Source organism: Paraburkholderia sabiae (genome assembly GCF_030412785.1).
Classification (GTDB): domain Bacteria; phylum Pseudomonadota; class Gammaproteobacteria; order Burkholderiales; family Burkholderiaceae; genus Paraburkholderia; species Paraburkholderia sabiae.
The window spans coordinates 2,849,573-2,869,814 of record NZ_CP125295.1; the positions used below are offsets into that span (position 1 = coordinate 2,849,573).

Below are 20,242 nucleotides of genomic sequence, written 5' to 3' on the forward strand. Positions count from 1 at the left end.
GCGCCGCTCAAACTTCGAGCGACGGCAACGGCAGCGTCATCAGTCGTCCGTGTTCGGACTTTGCATTGTTATCGCCGCAAAGGCGCAGACACATCCACGCCGTCGCCAGATTGCTGCTCACCGCGGGCTTGCCGATTAGCGACTCGATCCACGCGATGACGGCGGCCGCTCGCACAGCCGTGCACGAAATGAAAAGCGCGTCGGACTCGTCGGCCATCGCGTCACGCGCGAACTCGACAATATCGTCGTGCGAGATGCGTGCCATCTCGCGGTCGTCGCTCAAACCCAGGCACGTAAAGCGATCGATCACGAAACCTTGCGCGGTGAAGTAATCGGCCATCGGACCGCTCGTTTCGACCGTATAAGGCGTGAGCACGCTGATGCGCCGCGCGTCGAGCGCGCGCAGCGCGGTCACGGCCGCGGCTGTCGGCGTGACCACCTGAGCTTGCGGTTTCGCCGCGCGAATCGCCGCGTCGATCTGCGCGTCGCCGATCATCACGGACGCCGACGTGCACGAATACATCACGACGTCGAGCGCTTCGTCGGGCAGAATCAGCGCGGCGCCCGCCGTCAGCGAAGGCTGCATCGCGCGCAGATTGTCCGGCGTCACCGGGTTCACATAAGGCACGCGATTCACGTAGACACCGATACGCTCGCTCGCGACGAGTGCCGCGAAGTCCGGTTCGGTCGTGTGATCGGTCGCGAGAATCACGAGGCCGATGCGTTTCTCAAGTGCCCGTTCATCGAGACGCGGCGCGCGCTGGGCGGATTGAATGTCAGTCTGCATCGGTCAATGCCCAAGAGGAGGAAAGCGCTTTTCGAGCAGTCGCACAGCGGCCACGGCGATCAGGCTGATACACAGAAACAGCACGCCGACGAGCGTCATCGGTTCAAGGTAGCGGTAGTCCGTATTCGCGATGATCTTCGCTTCGTTCATCAGTTCGAGCACGGTAATCGCGGACAGCAGCGGCGTTTCCTTGAACATCGAAATCAGATAGTTCGCGAGCGCGGGCAGCATCGGCGGCACGGCTTCGGGCAGGATGATGTGCTGCCACGTTTGCGCCGGATTCAGATTGCACGCTTTCGCCGCTTCCCATTGCCCGCGCGGCACGTTCTCGATACCGCTTCGATAGACTTCCGCCGCATACGTCCCATAGTGCAGGCCAAGCGCGAGCACGCCGGCCGCAAGCGCGGGCATCTTTATGCCGATGTCCGGCAACACGTAAAACACGAAGTACAGTTGCACGAGCAAAGGCGTGCCGCGAATGAAGCTCACTACGGCTGTCGTGGTATTCGCAACCGCGCGATTCGGCGACAGGCGCAGAATCGCGAACACCATGCCGACCACAGCCGCGACGACCGCGCCGAGCACCGTGGCGAGCACCGTGATCTCCAGCCCTTGCAGCAGGATCGGCAAGATCTGGCGCGCGAAACTCCAGTCCCATTCCATGCGCTTATCTCCTCATTCCATCAAGACCGAAGCTCATCCGGCGTTCGAGCTTGCGCATGCCGAATGCGATCAGACACGCCATCGCGAAGTAAAGCGCGAGTATCGTCGCGAACGGGATCAACGTATTACCAGTCTGCGAGCGCACGACCTGCGCCTGGAACGTCATGTCTCCAAGCGAAATCAGCGAAACGACGGCCGTGCCTTTGAGCAATTCGATTGCGTTATTACCGAAGGTGGGCAGCATCAACGGCAACGCCTGCGGCAGGATCACGTGACGCATGCGCTGATAGCGCGTCAGATTCAACGCGATGCAGGCGTTCTTCTGCTCCTGGCCAATCGCGACAACCGCGCCGCGCACCACTTCCGCGCCATATGCGCCGACGTTCAGGCCGAGCGCGAGAATGCCGGCCTGCAGCGGAGTCAACGTCAACCCCGCCATCGGCAGGACGAAGTACGCCCAGAACAGCTGGACGAATACGGACGTACCGCGGAAAAACTCGATGTACGCAGTGGCCAGCGAGCGCACCGCGACGAACCGCGACAATCGGCCGAGCCCTGCGACGAAGGCCATGACGAGCGCGAGCACCGTGCCCATCACCGTCAGTTCGACGGTGGCTTCGGCGCCTTTCAGAATGAGCAGAAGATAGCCGGACCAGACACTCATAAACGGACCTCGCAGTACTTCAGGCTGGCCGCCGGACGTGCATACGGTTGCATATCAGGCGGCCCCGAATGGCTTCAGTTCGATCCGGCGCACAGCTTCTCGCGGCTCGTCGACATCGCCGCTTTCGCGGAGAACCCATAAGGCTCGACGATCTTCGCGAATTCGCCGGATTCCTTCATCTTCTTCAACTCGACGTCGAATGCATCGCGCAGTGCGGTGTCCTGTTTGCGGAACGCGACGCCATCGCATTGCACGGGCGTGCCCTGCACGGGTGCGATCGATTCCAGGTTGGGGTCTTTCGCCTTCGAGAGCAGATCGCTGATCGACAGCAGCGGCAATGCAAATGCGTCGATGCGGCCGTCCTGAAGCATCTTCAGTCCGCTCTGTCCGTCCGGCACAATGACTACGCGATCGGTCGGAATATGTGCGGCGGTCGCGAGCTTCTGCTCGGTGGTGCCGCCTTCCACGCCGATCACCGCCTTAGGATCTTTGGCGATTTCCTCGTACGTCTTGATGCTCTTCGTGTTGCCCTTCTTCACCGCGAATGCCTCGACGGCACACAGCACCGGCTGGGAATATGCAACGGCCGCGCAGCGTTGCGGCGTCATGAACAGGCCCGCCGCGATCGCGTCATGCCGGCCCACTGCGAGGCCGGGAATCATCGCGCCGTACTCGGAGACCGACGCAACGATGTCATTGACGCCGAGCTTCTTGAACACCGCGCGCGCCACATCGGGTGCCGCGCCCGTCACCTTGCCGTCCGCGCCGACTGCGGTGAACGGCGGCTCGTTCGCGATCGCAATGCGCGCGAAGCCCTGCTCCTTCAGTTGCGTCAGCTTGTCCTCTGCGGAGGCAACGCCGCTCAGCGTCAGCAGCGACAGGGTTCCCGTGATCAGAATGGCCTTCAGTTTCATATTTTTGGCTCCTCGAGCGTGGTGGTATGCAACGGCGTGTGTGTTCAGTAACGGAAAAAACTGTTCAGAGCCTGTGACCTGCCGCGATGATCTTGCGCAGAAACGCCTTCGTGCGTTCATGCTCCGGATGACTGAATATGTCCTCGGGCTTGCCTTCTTCGACGATCCGGCCACGGTCGAAGAACAGCACGCGATCGGCGAAGTCGTGCGCGAAGCCCATTTCGTGCGTGACGAGCAACATCGTCATGTCGGTCTCTTTCGCGAGACGTTGCATCACGTTCAGCACTTCTTCGACGAGTTCCGGGTCGAGTGCCGACGTCACTTCATCGAACAGCATGATTCGCGGTGCAAGCGCGAGCGCACGCGCAATCGCCACGCGCTGCTTCTGGCCGCCCGACAGCTGCGCGGGCCGGCTCTTCGCCTTGTCGGCCATGCCGACCATGTCGAGCAGTTCCATCGCGCGCTTCTCTGCCGATTCGCGGCTCTCGCCTTTGGTCAGAATCGGCGCGAGCGTGATGTTCTCGAGCACGCTCTTGTGCGGAAACAGATTGAAGTGCTGAAACACCATGCCGACTTTCGAGCGCATCTTCTGCAGATGCCGCTCGTTTGCGGGCACCATACGGCCGCCCTGCTGCATATGAAAGAGTTGTTCGCCATCGATTTCGACGTGACCGCCGTTGATCGATTCGAGCGTCATCAGAATGCGCAGGATCGTGGTCTTGCCCGAACCCGATGGACCGATCAATGCGAGTTTTTCGCCGGGCATGACATCGAGCGACAACTCGTCGAGCACGGTCAGCGCGCCATAGCGCTTCGTCACGCGATCGATCCTGATCAGGGGCTTGTTCTTTTGGGCTTCGACACGCGCTTCGGCAGCGTGATTACGTGCAACTCGTGAGTCAGGCGGGAAATCCGCCGGGGCAATATCTGAAACGCTTGGCATGTCGGCGACTCGCGCGGTTGTCATCTCGATTCGATCCCGTTTGTCATGCTGGGCTTGATGGAACGTGGGGCATTGGCATCGGCGCGCAGTACTGATGCCGGCTTGCCCGTTCCGCTATGCAAATCAGAATACAAAGCCATATTCACGATCCGATTGCTCTAGAACAATTCTTTTTCCAACGCTGCAACAGCGCGCCTCGCAATGCCGCGCCACGCGGCTCTCCATGCATCGAATGGGTGTACCTACCCAGGGCCAATACCTGGACAATCGGAACAGATGTCGAGTGCTTTACATGCGGGTATCGAAGATTGAACTAGCACATTCGAAGCGGCTTTTTCGCCGCATTAGACTGCGCGCAGAAATACCCAGAGGCGCTTTGTCACGCGTAGGAGAACACGCATGAGGCGTCACTTCTAGAACCGACCTCACGCAAGAGAGAGGGGAACATGTCAGAGACAACGCAAACGGAAACGCGTAACGCGACGCCTGGCGTCCGTCTGCCGTTCGAGCGCGCCGAGTACGCCACGCGTCTCGCCAAAACGCGCAAAGCAATGCAGGCCGCAGGGATCGAACTGCTGATCGTGTCCGATCCGACCAATATGGCGTGGCTTACCGGCTATGACGGCTGGTCGTTCTATGTGCATCAGTGCGTGCTGCTCGCACTTGATGGCGAGCCCGTGTGGTTCGGTCGCGGTCAGGACGCTAACGGCGCGAAGCGCACGGTGTTCATGGAGCACGAGCATATCGTCGGCTACCCGGACCATTATGTGCAGTCGCCCGTTCGCCATCCGATGGATTACCTCGCGAAAGAAGTGATCGATGCACGCGGATGGGGCGCATTGCGTATCGGCGTCGAAATGGATAACTACTATTTCAGCGCCGCGGCTTACCGGTCGCTCGTCGCGAATCTGCCGAACGCCAAGTGGCAGGACGCTACCGCGCTCGTGAACTGGCAACGCGCAGTCAAATCGCCGCGCGAGATCGAATACATGCGCGTGGCCGCACGAATCGTCGAACAGATGCATGCGCATATCGTCGAGCGAATCGAACCCGGCATGCGCAAGAATGACCTGGTCGCAGAGATCTACGCAACAGGAATTACCGGTGTGGATGGCTATGGCGGCGACTACCCGGCAATTGTGCCGCTGCTGCCGACGGGCGCCGACGCCGCTGCCCCGCATTTGACCTGGGACGACACGCCCTTTGCGAAAGACGCGGGCACATTCTTCGAAATTGCAGGCTGCTTCAAGCGCTATCACTGCCCGCAGTCGCGTACGGTGTATCTCGGCAAGCCGCCGAAGCATTTCCTCGACGGCGAACGCGCGGTGGTGGAAGGCATCGAAGCAGGGCTTGCTGCGGCGAAACCGGGCAATACATGTGAAGACATCGCCAATGCATTCTTCGCGATGCTGCACAAGTACGGCATCGAAAAGAACAGCCGTTGCGGTTATCCCATCGGCGCGAGCTATCCGCCCGACTGGGGCGAGCGCACGATGAGCCTGCGTCCAGGCGACAAGACGGTGCTTGAACCCGGTATGACGTTCCATTTCATGCCCGGCCTGTGGCTCGACGACTGGGGCCTCGAAATTACTGAAAGTATTCTGATCACCGAGACGGGCGTCGAGACGCTCTGCAACACGCCGCGCAAGCTGTTCGTCAAGCCGTAAGGCTTTCACCTCTGCCTGGAACCCGTCCGCGCGCGCTTCTCGCTTCGCGCGACGGGATCATAAAAGGACAATCATGCTTCCAAAGACCATGAAGGCCGTCGTGCTGACCGCGCACGGCGGCCTGGACAAGCTTGTCTATCGCGACGACGTGCCCGTTCCCGTCTGTCAGCCGGGCGAAGTGTTGCTCGACGTCACTGCGTGCGGACTGAACAACACCGACGTCTGGGTGCGCGAAGGTGCATACGGCACCGACGACGATCCGCAAGCCGTTTCGACCTGGCGGCGCGGACGCTCGACGCTGTCGTTCCCGCGCATTCAGGGCGCGGACATCGTGGGACGCGTGGTCGCCGTGGGCAGCGACGTCAGCGAAACGCGTATCGGCGAACGGGTAATCGTCGACGCGTCGATCTATAACCGCGACGACGACAGCCTCGCCGACATCGACTATGTCGGCCACGGCCGTGACGGCGGCTACGCCGAATACGCAGCGGTCTCTTCCGGGAGCGCGCATCGCGTCGATTCCTCGTACTCCGATGCCGAACTCGCGACCTTCTGGTGCGCGTATCACACGGGCGAGCAGATGATCGAGCGCGCCGCCGTCAAGAGCGGCGACACGGTGCTGATTACGGGTGCTTCGGGTGGCGTCGGATCGGCCATCATTCAATTGTGCCGCGCGCGCGGCGCCATTCCGTACGCGGTGGTCAGCGAGGGCAAGGAAGAAGCCGTGCTGAAGCTCGGCGCAGAAGGTGCGATGCTGCGCGAGAGCCCGGATTTCGCTGCCGCTGTCGAACAGATGACGGGCGGCAAGCCGATCGATGTGGTGGCCGATCTGGTCGGCGGTGCGCTGTTCGGCAAGCTGCTCAACATCCTTCGCCCGGAAGGCCGCTATACGACGGCAGGTGCGATTGCCGGGCCCGTGGTTCAACTCGATCTGCGAACCATGTACCTGAAGCAGTTGCAGTTGAACGGATCATCGCAAGGCACACGCGGCGCGTTCAGGCGCGTGCTCGACTATATTCAGACGGGCACGATCAAACCCGTTCTTGCCGCAACGTATCCGCTGTCGAAGTTTCATGAAGCGCAAACGCAATTCATGGGGAAGCGCTTCGTCGGCAATATCGTTGTTGTGCCGGACAGGCATTACAGTGAAGTGGCTGTTATGGCCTGAGTAACACCCGCCTGAAAGAAGCCGGACCCGCGTATCTTTGCGGGTCCGCGCGTCAACCGTTGACTGGATGCAAAAACTGTCTTTACCGCCTCGCATTTGAAAAACGTCGACAGTACACGATACTTCTCAATACAAAGTACTGTCTGACTGCAGAGGCGAGAAGATGAAGAAGCTGACCTTTGTCGCGATTTCCAGTTTCGTCGCTGCTTCCGCGTATGGACAGAGTTCCGTCACGCTCTATGGACTGATCGACGCGGGTCTCTCATACACGAATAACGTCAACAAGGGCACATCGCATGGTTCGCTGTTTCAGACCACTAGCGGTCAGATAAACGGTAGCCGCTTTGGCCTTCGCGGATCGGAAGATCTCGGTTCGGGACTTCACGCGATATTCGTCCTCGAAAACGGCTTCAATATCCAAAACGGCAAACTCGGTCAGAACAGCAGACTGTTCGGACGACAGGCATTTGTCGGCTTGTCCACAGACCAGTTCGGCACCGTGACGTTAGGAAGACAGTACGACTTTCTGACTGACTTCGTCGAACCATTGACAGGCGTGGCGGGCACATTCGGCGACGCGAGCTTCGCACATCCGTACGACAACGATAACCTCGATCACTCGATACGGATGAATAACGCACTCAAGTATTCGAGCATCGAGTACTACGGCTTCCGGTTCGGCGGGCTCTATGCGTTTTCGAACAATCCGGATTTCGCAGCCAATCGCGCCTATAGCGTGGGCGTCGCGTATAACCACGGCCCATTGAACCTGGCGGCAGCGTATCTCCAGGCGAATGGAAGCAACTCCACAACCAATACGTCGGGTGCGCTGGATCCAGCCGAAACTCAATCGAACGGCACTGGCGGCTTTCAGCTCGGAGCGGATGTGCAACGCACGGTCGCAGCCGTCGTCAGCTATGTTTTTGGCGGAGCGACCGTGGGCTTCTCATACTCGCACAGCCAGTTTCAGGGCACGCATTCGTTCGGCTCCAACAACGGCACGCTACGATTCGATAACTATGAAGTCAGCGGAAAATATGCGCTCACGCATGCCGTCACGTTGGGCGCTTCTTATACCTATACCGATGGACACGTGACCCAAACCACGAGTTTCAGCGAAGACCCGAAATGGAATCAGGTCAACCTTCAGGCGGTCTATGCCTTTTCAAAGCGGACCGATGTCTATATCGAAGGGATGTATCAGCACGTAACGGGGCATGGCTATGTCGCATTCGTCAACAACTCGGGCGGAGCATCGACGACTGCAAACCAGGTTGTCGGTGCAGTAGGCATACGTACGCGATTCTAGAGATTTCTAGAGATCAATGACCGTATCACCGGCAGGTTGCGAGCAGCAGATGAGCACGTTGCCATCTGCGGGCTTGTCGAGCGGCTCCGGACTGTACGCTACGGTTCCCGAGACCAATCCGCTCTCGCAGTTGTGGCAAACACCCGTCCGGCAGGCCCAGCGAACGGGAACATCGCAGGCTTCGGCCAACTCCAGGATGCTCTGGTAGGTCGAACCGTCCCAGTGCACATTGATTCCGCTGCGGGCAAAGGACACAACCGGACCGGTGGTGCCGTGGTTCTCAGGTAGATGCGGCGCACGAATGGCATCGCCGACGATTCCCGGATTCATCGACTCCATTCCATTGAAGATTTCGGTGTGCACCTGGCTCTTTGCGAATCCCAGATTCGTCAGCGCAGTCTGCATATCGGTCATGAAGCGGGACGGTCCGCAAAGATAAACCTCTGCTTCCGCCGGAATACCCAGGCCCGCTAATATCGCTTGCGAAATATGACCCGTCTCCGTGTAGTGGACTCCTTGCCGGTCACGCGCGGCGTCGGGCTTGCTGAAGCAGATATAGCGACGGCAATGCGCAAGCGCATCAGCGAAGCGCTGAGTTTCGGCATCGAACGGATGATGCTGTCCATCGCGAGCCGCATGCAGCCACCAGACCTGCCGCGTCGAGTGTTGCGACGACAGCGTATTCAGCATCGCGAGAACGGGCGTCGCGCCGATACCCGCGCTGAGAAGCACAACAGGACTCGTGCTCTCCAATAGCACGAAACTTCCACGAGGGGCGCTGACATCGATGACATCGCCAACGCGCACGCGATCATGCAAATAAGCGGCGGCGACGCCTCCCGCTTCCAGTTTGACACTGATCCGGTATTCCAGCGATGACGGACCATTGGAGAGCGAATAGCTGCGATAGAGCGGTGGCTTTCCATCCCCCTGCTGAAGACGCAATACGACATACTGGCCCGGCTCTGCCATCGGCAATGGCCGATCGTCCGCGCGCCGAAGAGCAAACGAAACGACATCGACGGACTCCGCGACAATCGACGCGACCGTAAGTGGATGAAATCCCGGCGCGCCTGGATGAGCTGCCGAGGCGGGCGCAAGCCCGGCGTTGCCTCCCTTGTTGCCGCTAACAGAGCTGCGCAACAAAGCCTCGAACGAATGCTTCCATCCCAGCGAAAGCGCATCGATACGCAGTGCCCGCTCAAGGCGTTCGCGAGGATGATGCGGAGAATACAGCAGCGCATTGATCTCGGTGACCGTCATGCGCTCGCCGCCTTCCTCCACTTTGACTATTTCGTCGTCTGCCCCGACCTCGCCTTCCTTTAAGACACGAAAGTAAAAGCCGGGCCGCCCGCTCGACGTGAGCAATGCCGCCATGCGCGGCTCGTTGACGCGAATACCCACGCGATAACATGTCACCCGAGGTTGCGTCACCTCGAACAGCGCACTGCCGATTCGATACCGGTCGCCGATGCATACGTCGCAATCCGGCATGCCTTCAATCGTGAAGTTCTCGCCGAACTGGCCATACACAACTTCCGGCCATTTCAACTGCTCTTTCCACAAACGCGCCGATTCGGTCTGATAGACGAACACGGCCCGATGCTCACCTCCATGTCCAGCGAGATCGCCCTGCCCGTCTCCGTCCAGATTCAGCCGCGCTGCCCAGCAACGCTTCTTGAGCGGCTCCTTCCATATGCCTGTATGAACCGTACGGCCTTTCCATTCGATATCGCGTGGAAGTCCAACATTCACTGAAAGTAGCCGCGCCATTGTCTAGCTGCCAAAAAATATGTCGCAATAGCTGACGGGGCCGACGCATTGTCCTTTTCCGGAGGCCCCGCTCCCATGTCGAAACATACTGCCGAACAGATGATGTGTCGATCCGGCTTGCTGTGCTCCATTCGTCGAACCGCCGTAACTCGCTGCATTGCCGGTACCAGCCTGTGCCGCCTGCGCATCGTTTGCCTGATCGGCGGAAGGTGCGGCGCTTTGCTGAGCCAACACCAACGCAGGACCTGCACAAGCAATAACGACGATCAAACGTAGAACGATCGTTCTCATGACAACTACTCCTTTAACGATGGCATCGGCCAGGTTCCGATAGCTCATGAGAACATTCTAGGTTTCTGCTTCCGGGACACCAGTGAAATCGCGTGCATCAAAGCACTCGATATCGGCCCAAAAGGCAACGATGTACAACTGGAAGTGGCATGCATTTCGCGATGTTCCGTCCGACACACCTAGCTCTTGAAGATATCGAGCGGCAGTACAGCGGACACCACTACATTCGGTACATCGACGATCTGTCCGATTCGCAAATCCACTGCAACGGCCGCCACTACGTAGGCCTGTTCACGCGTCAGATTCTTGTTGACCACCATCCAGTCGATGATACGGATCAGCGCATCGCGCGTTGCGAGCGTCAGATCTTCGGAGAGATTCGTCAATGAAGCGACTTTGGGGCTATCCAGATACGCGAGATGCGGCGGCACGTATCCGGCTTCCTTAACGGGCATTCCCGTCACGGCATGAAAGCGGCTCGGCTCTGTGTTCTTGAGTTGAGAGCCGCCCTCGATCTGCGGAAAGCGAATCGCTTTGCCTGCGCCTTTTCGCAACTCACACTTAATGGTGACGCGTGCGGCCATCTCGACGGCTGAGCCGCAAACTTCGCCGTCGCCTTGTGCAAAATGAATGTCGCCCGTCCAGAGACCGGCACCCGGATGCAGAACCGGAAACAGGATGGTCGTGCCTACCTGCATCGCCTTCACATCCATATTGCCGCCATTTTCGCGGGGCGGCACGGTACGAAGCCCTTCGGCGGCCCATGGCGCGCCCGGACCGAAGAGCGCTGCCGGTAATGCCCGTTGCGGGTCCGGCATCAGCGCGAAGCCACCCGCCTCTGCGAGCGCGCCCTCGCGCTCGAGCGCCGCTGCCACCTCTGGCTTTCCCGGCAATACGCCTATCGAACCCGGGAACGCGCACATCGGGACGCGCACGCCCGGGATCTGTTCCGATATCGCGGCAAGCCGATCGAGTCGCCAATGCGCGATAAACGGCCCTGGAATCACATCGCGCAGAAAGCCGAAGCCCGGAACGATCACCGTATAACCATACGGCCCAGGGTCGATATCGACGACCGTCACGGCAAGTGCGTCGCCACGCTCCGCACCTTCGATATGAACGGGCCCCGTCATCGGATGAACGCGGTTGAGATCGCACTCCGCCACGCCTTCTGCAGAAGTTGTCCAGTCGAACTGGTTGTCGAATGCGTCGCGTGTTTCGAACACGATGTAGTCGCCAGCGGCGGCGCGCTCGATGGCAGGGATGTCCCAATGGAGCCTGTTGAAACAGGCGGGGTCGGATGCGGCGGTGGCGCCGCTTCTTTTGATCTCGACGGTCTTGAACATGTCCTTCCACCTCCTGAACTACCGCACGGTCATGTCACCGAGTTTGCGTCGAAATATTGCTCGACCGCAACGAAGGAGGCGGCTTTGTTCGTGGTCGAAGTTATCGGTTGTCTTGGCCTTGCCTGCCGTGTCTCGCACGCCACGTATAGCAGCTACGCGACGGCGACATGTCATCGCCCTTGCGTTTGGCCGATTATGGCCAGGACGAAAAAACACTTTTGGTCGATTGGAAACGCAGGGACCTGTGAGCAGGCCGTCAAAATGGGCTGATACCCGACATGCCCCCATCCACGGCCAGATCGGCGCCCGTCATATACCGCGATGCATCCGACGCGAGAAAGAGAATCGCCGCAGCAATTTCACCGGGCTGAGCCGGCCTCTTCATCGGAATGACATTCGACCATTGCGCCAATTGCGCGCTGGATATTCCCAGTGTGTCGAAGATCGGCGTCTCCGCGACTCCGGGCGAAATGCTGTTGACGCGTATGTCGTGCTCGACGAATTCGGCGGCAAAGCTTTTGGCGAGCGAAATCACCGCTGCCTTCGACGCACAGTAAGCCGAGAAATTCTTCGTGCCCTGGTTGGCCGCGAGCGACGCAACGAGGATGATCGTTGCGGGCCGCCCGAGAAATGGCAACGACTCGCGCACGGTCACGTAGACGCCGCCGACATTGACATTGAGCACATCGGAAAACTGCTGCAACGACGTCTCGGCCACCGGTGTTTGCCGGGACACACCGGCATTCGCGACCACCACGTTGACATCGCATTGAAAATGCCCGACTGCCGTCTTGTATAACTGTTGCATGTCCTCGGGATTTGCGGCATCGGCGACCACACCCAAAGCGTTCTCGCCGAGTTTCTCCGCGGCCTGCTTCAGTTTGTCCGCATTGCGTCCGCTAATCACCACCCGTGCCCCTTCGGAGACGAATCGTTCGGCGGTTGCGAAGCCAATGCCACTGCTGCCGCCCGTCACCACAGCCAAAGCATGCGTGAGTAGCATCGCCTCATCCTCACAAGTTGACGACCAGTGCGCGGCCCGCCTGGATTGCGCGCGTCGTATGGCCCTTGCCGTGCAAATCGGCTGCAACGAAAACGTCGCCCGCCGCAAAGCGTCGCGCGTCGCCATCGCCCTTCACGGCAATTTCGAGTTCTCCTGCAAGCACAACGACATATTGCCTTGACGGCGGATTGTGCCATCCGAGGAAATAGTCACTGTCGAACTCGTGCAGAAGAACGCTCTCGCATGCTTGCGCCGACGACAAGGACACGGCCACGCCATTGAACGTGACTGGGCTGACCTCGAAGAGCTGGACGGGTCTGAATTGCGAGTTTCCATCGTCGCCACTGTATATCTCGATGCATTCCATCGTTTCTCCTTTCGTTATCTAACGAACGGGGCGACTCGGCAATACTCTGAACAATCCCATAGAGATCGAAGCTGCCCGGAGCATTCGAAGTCTAGGACAAATTTACCGTGGACCTGGGTGAATTGACGCGATCGCCGTCAGCGCGGGAAGCCTGGCTGCCGCTGTCGGCCTCCGGCTACGTGACGTCTCAAGCTCTGGCCGTGCCCGGTTCGGCTTTCGTGTGTCTATGCGACAAGAGCTTGCGGCGAATGAGATCGCGCAGCGGCGCGACGAGATGTTCCTGGAAATAGACGGCTGCGATGGCCGTGCCGATCAGATACAACGGCAAGCCGCCCATGCCCGGCACGATATCCTTCGATGCCGCCGCGCACGCTGCAAAGTGCGTTGCGCATTCAACAGGCGATACGCCCATCGAAAGCAGCTTGGTTGCCTTGATCATGAGCATGAACAGCGGCGCATGAATCGCAAAGATGGACAATGCGGAATTGCCAAGACGCGATGCGAGTCTCTCGCATTTCTCAGGCACTTTGACCGATGTGCAAAGCGCGATCAGCACCAACTCCGCGGGCATCATCGCGCCGTTGTGCACGAGGTATCGCCAATACTCCGGGCCGTGTGCGATCAACCACGCGCCCGTCACGAAGCAACACGTGACCATTGCCAACGAAACGATGCATCGAGCGGGTGACGATGTAATCGACGAGAGCATGCCTTCGCGAAACATCCCGTATAAGAGGATGCCTCCGAAGAACTCCGGCAAGCGCAACAGAGGATTGCGCATGATTGTGCCGACCATCACGGGTTCGTACCAGTGCATCACGCTTGCAAGAACAGGGGCAGCGAGATACAGCATCCATAGCAGACAGAGAAGCGCCGCCTTGTTTCGAGCGGCCAGCAGACGCGGAGCAGCAAATGGAAACGTCAGGTAGAAAAACAGCAAAACCGCTAACGACCACGACGACGGATTGATCGAACCGTACAACGGATTCCAGACCTGCAGCAGCAATACATTGAGCGCGACGTTCAAGGTTGTCGCTGTCGCTGGCAACGCGACCATCTTTTCTGGCCCGTCGTCGAGCGTCATCAACGCAAACGATGTGACGGCATGCGTGCTGACGATAGCCACCGCAAAGAACAGCACGAGCCCGATAAAGTGAATGACGTACAGGTTCGAAAGACGTTTGACGAAGAACGTCCGGATGCCGCCCCGCATCGACACCGCTTCATGGAAATAGACGTGCGCGAGGATAAAGCCGGAAAGAATGAAAAATGTGCTGGTCACGAAGCCGCCCATTCCGGCGAGTTCGATCAGGGGAATGTCGCGGCTTTGCGGATATTGATGAATCGAGTGGAACAGCGTCAGGTATAGCGCGAGCGCGAACCGCAGAAGGTCGAGAACAGAGAACTTCTCTTTCATCACACACGCCCCCGCGACGGTGAGTCGACTGCGGCGAAGCGCAATCGGATTGTCTCGAGACCATCGCCGCAATGCACGTGCCGCGCGGAAGGGTCTGATTTCCAGCAAATGGTAACGGCGCGTCGCTGTTCAAAAAGCCGGACGACATGAAAACGCTAGGAGTTGGCGTATCGCATCTTTTGGGGAGAGTCAGATGCATGAATGCGCAAGCACCCGCACGACAAGGGTTCGCCCGTATCGGTCTCTTCCGGCAATTCTTCCGTTTCCACTCGACCCCGTCAGCAAGATCGATACACACAAGGTCGGTCATTTGACCGATACCGCCGTGCCGTGCGCAGTGCGATCCTTCGTGCCTGCACGTTCAACCCATCCATAAGGAGCTGCAATGGCGGATCGCGATGAAGTTTCCACCCGAGTTCAGGAAGAGCGCTGGCTCACGCGCTATTACATCGTGCGGGCCGCTTTTTCTGCTGTCTGGGTCGCACTTGCTTTCTCCGCCGGGCAGCGTTTTCCGGCGGCCGCAATGGCATTGCTGATCGCGTATCCCCTCTGGGATGCGCTGGCCAATTACGTCGATGCGTTGCGCAGCGGAGGGCTGGCCAGCAATCGTACTCAGGCGATCAACGCCGTGATCAGCATCGCGACAGCGATTGCCGTCATCGTCGCCTTGCGATTGAACTGGGTACTGGGTGTGTTTGGCGTGTGGGCGATACTTTCCGGATTGCTTCAGCTCGCGACTGCCGTCCGTCGCTGGAAGCGCATGGGCGCGCAATGGGCGATGATCCTGAGCGGCGGACAGTCGGCATTGGCGGGCGCATTTTTCGTGTCGCTGGCCCACGCGCCGCTGGATCACGCGATCGGAAGAGTGGCGGGCTATGCAGCCGTAGGCGCACTCTATTTTCTCGTGTCCGCGGTGTGGCTGTCGGTGGGCCAGATGCGCAGCAAGGCTATCCGCACGCCTTGAAACGCAGTCGAATCAGGCAAACCTTTCCTTGAGAAACGCAACCACATAAGGCGTGGCAGCGGCCGCAATCGTCGACGCGGTGGACGGATCGATGCCCATACGCGCCGCCAGTGATTCAGCCACACGACCGGTCAGCACGCCTTCCCCGCCTTCTTCAAGCGATTTGAAAACGCCGTCGCCTTTGACGAGCCCAGCTGCGAAAGCAGCAAAGAAGCTCTTGCCCGCATGCTCGCCCAACAGGCCGCCACTCTGCTCTTCAACGTGAGCATGGGCGGTCTCTGCTACCTGCCCTAGCACCTGCTGGGCGTCGTCGGCATTGATGCCCTGATCGGCTAGCGCCTGCGTCGCCTGACTGCCATGTTCGGACGCGAGAAATTCAGAAACCAGTTGCTGGACTTCCATGACAAGTGCTCCAGTAATCGTTAGGTTCGAAAGGCCGGCTTATTAGAGGTAACTTTGTACGACAGGCCTGGCCGATGCTTAGCCACGCATCAGCAGACTAGCGGATTTCCTCGCGCCACAACAGGAAATCGGCTGCCTCTGCCGGGCGTTGCCCGCAATTGCCTTTCATGCCTTACGTCCACATAGCTGTTAGTCAGTGAAACGAAAAAAAACCAGTGGACAATCTGCTTGTCCACTGGCTAAAGCAATGACGACTCGACTATTTCGTAGCGAAGACGGAGATGCCACCGTTCGGGAATGCCGAGGCACCTGGCTGGAACGGCACATAGACCTGACCGAGGCCGCTGTCGATTGCGACCGAGTGCGCGCCCGTGCCGACCGCGATGGTGTAGAGCAGCTTGCGCGTCGCGCCGTCGATCACGCCCATTTCCGGCGTGAAGCCCGACGCCGCCGCCGTGCCGCTCGTCACCCAATGGCGCGCGGGCAAGAAGTAGCGATTCGATGCGGGATCGTAGGCGACCTGGTCCGTTCCTCCGAACGGTATCGACGCGAGTTGCGAACCTGTGTTGCGATCGAGTATCAGTGTGATCAGCGGATCGCCCGCAGACGGATCGCAGCCGATCAGCACGTCGCTATTCGGACCGAGCGCGATGCCGGACGGCGCGCATTTGCCGAGCGGAAAGGACTTGCTGACAACGGGCGTTCCGGCCACGACGGAACTCGCGGCGATGATGTCGAGTTCGCCGTCCGGGTTGGCTGCTGTTCCGTCGTTGTTGATCAGGAAGTTCTTCGAAGCCGGGTCATACGTGCAAGCCTCCAGTCCCGACGATCCGGTAAAGACCAGTTTCGACACGACGGCTTGCGTCGTGGTCGAGATGAAGGTCACGTATGGCGGCGTTTCGCCGGGACTCGCGAACATGATGAGATGATCGTCGGGATCGTAGCAGCCTTCGTCGACGCGCGAGCCCGACGTGCTGATCGGAATCGTCTTGACCGTTTGCATTGCGGACGTATCGACGATTTTCACGGAATCCACGTCGCCCACATACAGCGTGTTCGTTCCCGTCACGCCGACGATGCCGTCCGGCCCGGACGCATCCGTACTCGCACCCGCGCCGGTAAAGTTGCCTTGAATCTGCGCAATCAGCGTATTCGATTTCGTATCGACGACATCGACGGCCTTGTTGTTTCGATCGGCCAGATAGTACCTGCCCGCTTCCGTGTAGCCGATATCGAAGCTGAACGCCGGCTTCGCGGAATTGGGTACGGTAATGTTCGTCAGCAGCTTCGATGGCGTCGGCGTCGGTGTCGGCGTCGAACTGGAGTTGTCTCCTCCGCCACATCCAGCGATGACTGCCGTCGCAATGAGTAGCAAGGCCAATAACGGTTTTTTCATCAGTCGGCTCCTTTGAGCGGCGAAACGGTGGGGAAACGTCGAGTGGTTGGGTGCTGCAGTGCTTCGTTTCGCCGGTAAGGATGAGGAATGATCCGTAACAATGCACAGAAAATAATTTGATGGTTTCCATATGGAGTTTCGAATGAATGTATGGATAGCGAAATATCTATTCAGCGAAAACACGATGAATTCGTAAGATTGAATGTTCGGCAAAAATTCGGAATAACAATGAGAAGCGATGCAAGCCAGGCGGCAGTACTATTCGCGATGCAATGCCGCATTCTCTTAGAGCTTTGATGTAGCGATGGAAAGTGTTGATCGACGGCAGATGCGCTATGGGCAGATTGCCGCATAGCACAGAGATTGACAGTGCACCGATCTTCCGACCGGATGCACGCGAGAGATCCAGCGCCTCTGTAAGGCCCGGTTATGCAGTAGAAAGCGCGAATTCCGGTGAAACGAGAGAGCCGTCGGGAGAAAAGTACTCACGGTCAGGGAAAACGCCTGGCATCGATTTCATTCCTTAAAGCACTAAGACCTCACGATAAGGAAAGGTTACCAAATTTAAGAAAAAGGAAGAATGAGTCGGGTAATAAATACCCTGAAGTAGAATTAGCGGCCCCTTAAGCTAAACCTAAGCTTCGATAAAATATAATCGATTATTAGGCCACTGCAATACGAAGACAATACCAAAACAATCGGCGAGCCGTATCCGCCTTGCCAATTCTCTCTTCACTGCTCAACCTGCCAGCGCAACACAGGATGCGTTGCGCCCGCCGGCATCGCCCATACACCCGTCGGACCGAAGTCGTACGACACGAACGACGCAGGGTTGCTCATCTGCGCGGTCGTCAGTCCGTTAGCGTCAGGGATCGTCGTGCCGTATTGGACGCCGATCGTTGCAGTCGTCGTGTCCCTGTTCCAGTAGACATCGTTCGTGATCGTGCCGGTATTCGTGCGCGCGATACCGATCGGCTCGTAGAACGGCTGCGTGACGAGCCCCGTCGCGAACGACTGGGTAATCGTCCCTTCGTTGGTCACGACGAGTCCCGCGCCGCCGCACGGCGTGTCCGCCGCGCCGCGGCAACGGCCATAAAGACTCGTCGGCGACGTTGAATACGACCGGCTGATCGTGCCGCTGTTGTCGCCCGCAAGCCCGCCGCCGCCCTGATTGATGTAGCTCGACGACACCACCTGCCCCGTCGAAAAGGATTCGTCGATCAACCCGCCATTCGCGCCGACCAGTCCGCCGAGCGTGCCGCCCGTCACCAGCGTCACGCTGCTCGACGAGCGCAGGACCGAGCCCGCATTGCCGCCCGCGAGGCCACCCGCGATCGAATAGTCGATCGCATCGGAACTGCCGCTGTGGAGCGTGCCCGATACGTTGACGCGCAACACCGTGCCGTTGTTCTGACCCGCCAGCATGCCCATGTAGACATACTGGTTGTCGCCGAGTGTGCCCGTGCCGCTGACGTTCAGATTCCGCACGACGCCGTCGCTGCCGATCACGCCGAACAGCCCCATCATCTTCGCGTCGTAGGGACTGGCGGGCACCCACGGCGCAAGCGTCAACGACCCGATCGTTTTGCCCTGGCCGTCGAATTGTCCTGTGAAGGGCGTGTTCGGATTGCCGAGCGGCATGTAAGAGCCGTCGCTTGTTGCACTCGCATCGATGTCCTTGCCGAGCGCGTAGTTGCCGGCGAGATCATTCGCAACGCCTTCCAGATCGCCCAGCGAATTGACGAGCTTGTAGCCGGTGAATTGCGAGACCTGTCCGCTGTATGCGCCTGGCGTCCACGCTGCGTTGCGTACCTGCGTGCCTGCGAGGTAGCTGCCGCTTATGTCGTAGAAAGCGCCGACCGTGCCGCTGCTGCCCGACCAGTCGATCGTGCCGTGGTTGGCGATGCCGCCGCCGTTGTCGATAGCCGATGCATCGGCGCGCAAGTTCAGGTTGCCCGAGCCCTGATTGGCGATGGTCGTGCCCTGTCCGATCGACACGTTCCTGTATGCGGCAAGCGTGAGTGAGGCCGCGCCCTGCCAGCGCAGATTCGATGCGACGCTCAGATCGCCCGCCGCGCCGTTGGCGCCCGTCGTCGCGATATCGACCGATGTGCCCGCATTCAGGCTGCGCTGCACCGCGCCTGCGGCTGCGGAGTCGATCGTGAAAGAAGGTGTCGACAGATTCCATTGGCCTGCATGCACGGCGGCATGTTTGCCGAATGCCAGTTGTGCGGCTTGCGTATCGACGGTTCCGCCGCTGCCGTCCGCATTCGTCGCCTTGATCGAGCCCGATTGCTCGACACGGCCGCCGTCGGCGAGCAGCCACACGTGTCCGTCGCGCGTCCCTGTGCCTGTCGCGCGAATGCGTGTGCCGCCGCCCGCGAGCGCATAGACGTTGCCGTCCGCGGCTTGCAGCGAGATCTGCGCGGCCTGTATCGCGCCTCTATTGACGACGGCACCCTGACTGCCCGTTTGCACGAACACCTGCCGGCTGCCCGCCGAATCCTGCAACAGCACCTTGCTGCCCGCCGCGAGTTCCGCCGAACCATTCGGCGCACGCACCTCGCCGGCATTGACGACGGCACGCCGCGCGATCAGGAACACGTCGCCGCCGCTGGAGCTGATCTTGCCGAGGTTCACCACGCTCGCATTCGAGTCGCCCGAGAGCGTGAGCGCATCGCCGCCTTTCATGAATGCGCAGTTGCAGACATCGAGTGTCGATGCAACGAAACGTCCGCCCGTGGTCACGACGCCCGACGGGCCGACCACGATGCCTTGCGGATTGATCACGTAGAGGCTGCCCGTTGCGCTCAGCCTGCCGAGAATCGCCGACGGCGAGCCGCCCGTCACACGATTGAGCGTCGCGCCCGAGCCATTGTCGAACGACACGCTGTTGTTCCGGCCGATGGAGAAACTGTTCCAGTCGATCACGCCGCGCGTCGAACCCGGCTGCGTAATCACCAGACCGCCGCTCTGGTTCGCGATCGTGCCCGCGCCGGCCACAAAGCGCCCGCCTTGCGGAAGCACGCCCGCCGCCAGTGCGGCATGCGCGAACGCGAGTTCGGCAACCGATACGCCGATCGCGATCCACACGTGTCCTGTCGATGGGTGACGACGCGATGCGCGTCGAATGAACGGGGCCCGGGCTGCACGTCGCATACATCCCCC

The 20,242-nt window shown here is 59.6% G+C and carries 18 protein-coding genes; 4 read left to right on the forward strand and 14 right to left on the reverse strand.

Annotated elements, in window-relative coordinates; translation table 11 throughout:
• Window positions 1-7: 7 nt before the first annotated feature.
• The 5 genes from eutA to ehuA all read right to left on the reverse strand — a co-directional run bounded on the left by eutA (window position 8) and on the right by ehuA (window position 3,995).
• On the reverse strand, window positions 8-787 hold the full coding sequence (gene eutA, locus QEN71_RS12735) for an ectoine utilization protein EutA (RefSeq protein WP_201653662.1): 780 nt from the start codon (window positions 785-787) through the stop codon (window positions 8-10).
• Between the two features lie 3 nt (window positions 788-790).
• Window positions 791-1,450, reverse strand: a complete 660-nt coding sequence (gene ehuD / locus QEN71_RS12740; protein ID WP_201653665.1) for an ectoine/hydroxyectoine ABC transporter permease subunit EhuD — start codon at window positions 1,448-1,450, stop codon at window positions 791-793.
• A gap of 4 nt (window positions 1,451-1,454) precedes the next feature.
• Window positions 1,455-2,114, reverse strand: coding sequence for an ectoine/hydroxyectoine ABC transporter permease subunit EhuC (gene ehuC / locus QEN71_RS12745; protein WP_201653668.1), 660 nt, complete (start codon window positions 2,112-2,114; stop codon window positions 1,455-1,457).
• Between the two features lie 74 nt (window positions 2,115-2,188).
• Window positions 2,189-3,028, reverse strand: a complete 840-nt coding sequence (ehuB, locus tag QEN71_RS12750) for an ectoine/hydroxyectoine ABC transporter substrate-binding protein EhuB (protein WP_201653671.1) — start codon at window positions 3,026-3,028, stop codon at window positions 2,189-2,191.
• A 64-nt stretch (window positions 3,029-3,092) separates the two neighbouring features.
• Window positions 3,093-3,995 (reverse strand): ectoine/hydroxyectoine ABC transporter ATP-binding protein EhuA, encoded by a 903-nt coding sequence (gene ehuA / locus QEN71_RS12755; RefSeq protein WP_290468252.1) that lies wholly within the window; start codon window positions 3,993-3,995, stop codon window positions 3,093-3,095.
• A 422-nt stretch (window positions 3,996-4,417) separates the two neighbouring features.
• Here ehuA and doeA point away from each other — a divergent pair, with 422 nt between their 5' ends.
• From doeA to QEN71_RS12770, 3 genes are all read left to right on the forward strand, one after another.
• Window positions 4,418-5,638, forward strand: a complete 1,221-nt coding sequence (doeA, locus tag QEN71_RS12760; protein WP_201653675.1) for an ectoine hydrolase DoeA — start codon at window positions 4,418-4,420, stop codon at window positions 5,636-5,638.
• A 73-nt stretch (window positions 5,639-5,711) separates the two neighbouring features.
• The gene (locus QEN71_RS12765) at window positions 5,712-6,806 is read left to right on the forward strand and encodes an alcohol dehydrogenase family protein (RefSeq protein WP_201653677.1); all 1,095 of its coding nucleotides are present in this window, start codon (window positions 5,712-5,714) and stop codon (window positions 6,804-6,806) included.
• Window positions 6,807-6,969: 163 nt separating this feature from the next.
• Window positions 6,970-8,115, forward strand: a complete 1,146-nt coding sequence (locus QEN71_RS12770; protein WP_201653680.1) for a porin — start codon at window positions 6,970-6,972, stop codon at window positions 8,113-8,115.
• 6 nt (window positions 8,116-8,121) lie between these two features.
• On the opposite strand, the gene QEN71_RS12775 is transcribed toward QEN71_RS12770, so the two are convergent.
• From QEN71_RS12775 to QEN71_RS12800, 6 genes are all read right to left on the reverse strand, one after another.
• Window positions 8,122-9,888: an MOSC and FAD-binding oxidoreductase domain-containing protein gene (locus QEN71_RS12775; protein ID WP_201653683.1), complete on the reverse strand. Its 1,767-nt coding sequence runs from the start codon at window positions 9,886-9,888 to the stop codon at window positions 8,122-8,124.
• A 3-nt stretch (window positions 9,889-9,891) separates the two neighbouring features.
• Window positions 9,892-10,179 (reverse strand): hypothetical protein, encoded by a 288-nt coding sequence (locus tag QEN71_RS12780; RefSeq protein ID WP_201653686.1) that lies wholly within the window; start codon window positions 10,177-10,179, stop codon window positions 9,892-9,894.
• A 179-nt stretch (window positions 10,180-10,358) separates the two neighbouring features.
• The gene (locus tag QEN71_RS12785) at window positions 10,359-11,525 is read right to left on the reverse strand and encodes an acetamidase/formamidase family protein (protein WP_201653689.1); all 1,167 of its coding nucleotides are present in this window, start codon (window positions 11,523-11,525) and stop codon (window positions 10,359-10,361) included.
• A 256-nt stretch (window positions 11,526-11,781) separates the two neighbouring features.
• Window positions 11,782-12,504 (reverse strand): SDR family NAD(P)-dependent oxidoreductase, encoded by a 723-nt coding sequence (locus QEN71_RS12790; protein ID WP_233471977.1) that lies wholly within the window; start codon window positions 12,502-12,504, stop codon window positions 11,782-11,784.
• A gap of 34 nt (window positions 12,505-12,538) precedes the next feature.
• Window positions 12,539-12,895 (reverse strand): cupin domain-containing protein, encoded by a 357-nt coding sequence (locus QEN71_RS12795; RefSeq protein WP_201653692.1) that lies wholly within the window; start codon window positions 12,893-12,895, stop codon window positions 12,539-12,541.
• A gap of 187 nt (window positions 12,896-13,082) precedes the next feature.
• The gene (locus QEN71_RS12800; protein WP_201653695.1) at window positions 13,083-14,312 is read right to left on the reverse strand and encodes an acyltransferase family protein; all 1,230 of its coding nucleotides are present in this window, start codon (window positions 14,310-14,312) and stop codon (window positions 13,083-13,085) included.
• Window positions 14,313-14,697: 385 nt separating this feature from the next.
• Here QEN71_RS12800 and QEN71_RS12805 point away from each other — a divergent pair, with 385 nt between their 5' ends.
• The gene (locus tag QEN71_RS12805; RefSeq protein WP_201653698.1) at window positions 14,698-15,276 is read left to right on the forward strand and encodes a DUF308 domain-containing protein; all 579 of its coding nucleotides are present in this window, start codon (window positions 14,698-14,700) and stop codon (window positions 15,274-15,276) included.
• A gap of 12 nt (window positions 15,277-15,288) precedes the next feature.
• Here the strand turns inward: QEN71_RS12805 and QEN71_RS12810 are convergent, their stop codons facing one another.
• The 3 genes from QEN71_RS12810 to QEN71_RS12820 all read right to left on the reverse strand — a co-directional run bounded on the left by QEN71_RS12810 (window position 15,289) and on the right by QEN71_RS12820 (window position 20,233).
• Entirely contained in the window at window positions 15,289-15,678 is a 390-nt protein-coding gene (locus QEN71_RS12810; protein WP_201653701.1) for a hypothetical protein, read from the reverse strand.
• Window positions 15,679-15,937: 259 nt separating this feature from the next.
• On the reverse strand, window positions 15,938-17,074 hold the full coding sequence (locus tag QEN71_RS12815; protein ID WP_201653704.1) for a YncE family protein: 1,137 nt from the start codon (window positions 17,072-17,074) through the stop codon (window positions 15,938-15,940).
• A gap of 732 nt (window positions 17,075-17,806) precedes the next feature.
• Window positions 17,807-20,233, reverse strand: a complete 2,427-nt coding sequence (locus QEN71_RS12820; RefSeq protein ID WP_201653707.1) for a two-partner secretion domain-containing protein — start codon at window positions 20,231-20,233, stop codon at window positions 17,807-17,809.
• Window positions 20,234-20,242 lie beyond the last annotated feature (9 nt).

Excerpts from the sequence above, each read along its gene's own strand:
- QEN71_RS12800 (WP_201653695.1), bottom strand. The coding sequence starts at position 14,312 with ATGAAAGAGAAGTTCTCTGTTCTCGACCTTCTGCGGTTCGCGCTCGCG.
- QEN71_RS12785 (WP_201653689.1), bottom strand. The coding sequence starts at position 11,525 with ATGTTCAAGACCGTCGAGATCAAAAGAAGCGGCGCCACCGCCGCATCC.
- QEN71_RS12770 (WP_201653680.1), top strand. The coding sequence starts at position 6,970 with ATGAAGAAGCTGACCTTTGTCGCGATTTCCAGTTTCGTCGCTGCTTCC.
- QEN71_RS12780 (WP_201653686.1), bottom strand. The coding sequence starts at position 10,179 with ATGAGAACGATCGTTCTACGTTTGATCGTCGTTATTGCTTGTGCAGGT.
- ehuD (WP_201653665.1), bottom strand. The coding sequence starts at position 1,450 with ATGGAATGGGACTGGAGTTTCGCGCGCCAGATCTTGCCGATCCTGCTG.
- ehuC (WP_201653668.1), bottom strand. The coding sequence starts at position 2,114 with ATGAGTGTCTGGTCCGGCTATCTTCTGCTCATTCTGAAAGGCGCCGAA.
- QEN71_RS12815 (WP_201653704.1), bottom strand. The coding sequence starts at position 17,074 with ATGAAAAAACCGTTATTGGCCTTGCTACTCATTGCGACGGCAGTCATC.
- QEN71_RS12820 (WP_201653707.1), bottom strand. The coding sequence starts at position 20,233 with ATGCGACGTGCAGCCCGGGCCCCGTTCATTCGACGCGCATCGCGTCGT.
- eutA (WP_201653662.1), bottom strand. The coding sequence starts at position 787 with ATGCAGACTGACATTCAATCCGCCCAGCGCGCGCCGCGTCTCGATGAA.
- QEN71_RS12805 (WP_201653698.1), top strand. The coding sequence starts at position 14,698 with ATGGCGGATCGCGATGAAGTTTCCACCCGAGTTCAGGAAGAGCGCTGG.
- QEN71_RS12810 (WP_201653701.1), bottom strand. The coding sequence starts at position 15,678 with ATGGAAGTCCAGCAACTGGTTTCTGAATTTCTCGCGTCCGAACATGGC.
- ehuB (WP_201653671.1), bottom strand. The coding sequence starts at position 3,028 with ATGAAACTGAAGGCCATTCTGATCACGGGAACCCTGTCGCTGCTGACG.
- doeA (WP_201653675.1), top strand. The coding sequence starts at position 4,418 with ATGTCAGAGACAACGCAAACGGAAACGCGTAACGCGACGCCTGGCGTC.
- QEN71_RS12775 (WP_201653683.1), bottom strand. The coding sequence starts at position 9,888 with ATGGCGCGGCTACTTTCAGTGAATGTTGGACTTCCACGCGATATCGAA.
- QEN71_RS12795 (WP_201653692.1), bottom strand. The coding sequence starts at position 12,895 with ATGGAATGCATCGAGATATACAGTGGCGACGATGGAAACTCGCAATTC.
- ehuA (WP_290468252.1), bottom strand. The coding sequence starts at position 3,995 with ATGACAACCGCGCGAGTCGCCGACATGCCAAGCGTTTCAGATATTGCC.
- QEN71_RS12765 (WP_201653677.1), top strand. The coding sequence starts at position 5,712 with ATGCTTCCAAAGACCATGAAGGCCGTCGTGCTGACCGCGCACGGCGGC.